1 protein-coding gene is annotated in these 2078 nt (G+C 57.1%); it reads right to left on the reverse strand.

Annotated features, from left to right (window positions below; all coding sequences use genetic code 11):
- Positions 1 to 2078, reverse strand: a 2078-nt coding sequence (locus J0A67_RS22550; RefSeq protein ID WP_206571662.1) for a beta strand repeat-containing protein, incomplete at both ends; no start/stop codon positions are given.

Here is a 2078-nt window from a genome sequence, read left to right on the forward strand (position 1 = left end):
GCCGTCACCTCTTGGGTTCCGACATCGGTTCGGCTGTTGTTGCTGTAGCTTACGCTGGCTCCACTTGGAAGTGTTCCTTCTATGGCCAGGGACTTGGCCAAACCGTCATACACAAAGCTGTCATCCTCGAAGGTAATTCCGGTGATCGTCGCGGTAGTCACAGTCAGGTCGGCGGTCAAGACCAAAGTGGTGAAGTTGCTGCCGCTGATCGTTGCCGTCACCTCCTGGCTTCCCACATCCGTTCTGCTGTTGCCTGCATAGCTGACCGAAGTTCCCGCAGGAAGCGTTCCTTCTATGGCCAGGGACTTGGCCAAACCGTCGTACACAAAGCTGTCATCCTCGAAGGTAATTCCCGTGATCGAGGCTGGCGTGATTGTCAGGTCGCCGGTCAGGACCAAAGTGGTAAAGTTGCTGCCGCTGATCGTTGCCGTCACCTCCTGGGTTCCGACATCGGTTCGGCTGTTGTCCGTATAGCTTACGCCGGCTCCACTTGGAAGCGTTCCGGCTATGGCCAGGGACTTGGCCAAACCGTCATACACAAAGCTGTTATCCTCGAAGATGATTCCCGTGATCGTGGCGGGAGTCACAGTCAGGTCGGCGGTCAGGACCAAAGTCGTGAAGTTGCTGCCGCTGATCGTCGCCGTCACCTCCTGGGTTCCGACATCAGTTCGGCTGTTGTTGCCGTAGCTTACGCTGGCTCCACTTGGAAGCGTTCCGGCTATGGCCAGGGACTTGGCCGAACCGTCATACACAAAGCTGTCATCGTCGAAGGTAATTCCGGTGATCGTGGCAGGCGTGATTGTCAGGTCGGCGGTCAAGACCAAAGTGGTGAAGTTGCTGCCGCTGATCGTCGCGGTTACCTCCTGGGTTCCCACATCCGTTCTGCTGTTGCCTGCATAGCTGACCGAAGTTCCCGCAGGAAGTGTTCCGTCAATGGCCAGGGACTTGGCCGAACCGTCATACACAAAGCTTTCATCCTCGAAGATGATTCCCGTGATCGTGGCTGGCGTGATTGTCAGGTCGCCGGTCAGGACCAGAGTGGTAAAGTTGCTGCCGCTGATCGTCGCCGTCACCTCCTGGGTTCCGACATCGGTTCTGCTGTTGTTGCTGTAGCTTACGCTGGCTCCACTTGGAAGCGTTCCGGCTATGGCCAGGGACTTGGCCAAACCGTCATACACAAAGCTGCCATCCTCGAAGGTGATTCCCGTGATCGTGGCTGGCGTGATAGTGAGATCCGCGGTCAGGACCAAAGTGGTAAAGTTCGAGCCGCTGATCGTTGCCGTCACCTCTTGGCTTCCCACATCGGTTCGGCTGTTGTTGCTGTAGCTTACGCTGGCTCCACTTGGAAGCGTTCCGGCTATGGCCAGGGACTTGGCCAAACCGTCATACACAAAGCTGTCGTCGTCGAAGGTAATTCCGGTGATCGTGGCTGGTGTGATAGTCAGGTCGGCGGTCAAGACCAAAGTGGTGAAGTTGCTGCCGCTGATCGTCGCGGTTACCTCCTGGGTTCCCACATCCGTTCTGCTGTTGCCTGCATAGCTGACCGAAGTTCCCGCAGGAAGTGTTCCGTCAATGGCCAGGGACTTGGCCAAACCGTCATACACAAAGCTGTCATCCTCGAAGGTAATTCCCGTGATCGTGGCGGGAGTCACAGTCAGGTCGGCGGTCAGGACCAAAGTCGTGAAGTTGCTGCCGCTGATCGTCGCCGTCACCTCCTGGGTTCCGACATCAGTTCGGCTGTTGTTGCCGTAGCTTACGCTGGCTCCACTTGGAAGCGTTCCGGCTATGGCCAGGGACTTGGCCAAACCGTCATACACAAAGCTGTCGTCGTCGAAGGTAATTCCCGTGATCGTGGCAGGCGTGATTGTCAGGTCGGCGGTCAGGACCAAAGTCGTGAAGTTCGAGCCGCTGATCGTCGCGGTTACCTCCTGGGTGCCCACATCGGTTCGGCTGTTGTCCGCATAGCTCACGCTGGCTCCACTTGGAAGCGTTCCGGCTATGACCAGTGACTTGGCCAAACCGTCATACACAAAGCTGTCGTCCTCGAAGATGATTCCGGTGATCGAGGCTGGCGTGAT

It is taken from the genome of Algoriphagus aestuariicola (assembly GCF_017254835.1).
Taxonomy (GTDB): Bacteria; Bacteroidota; Bacteroidia; order Cytophagales; family Cyclobacteriaceae; genus Algoriphagus; species Algoriphagus aestuariicola.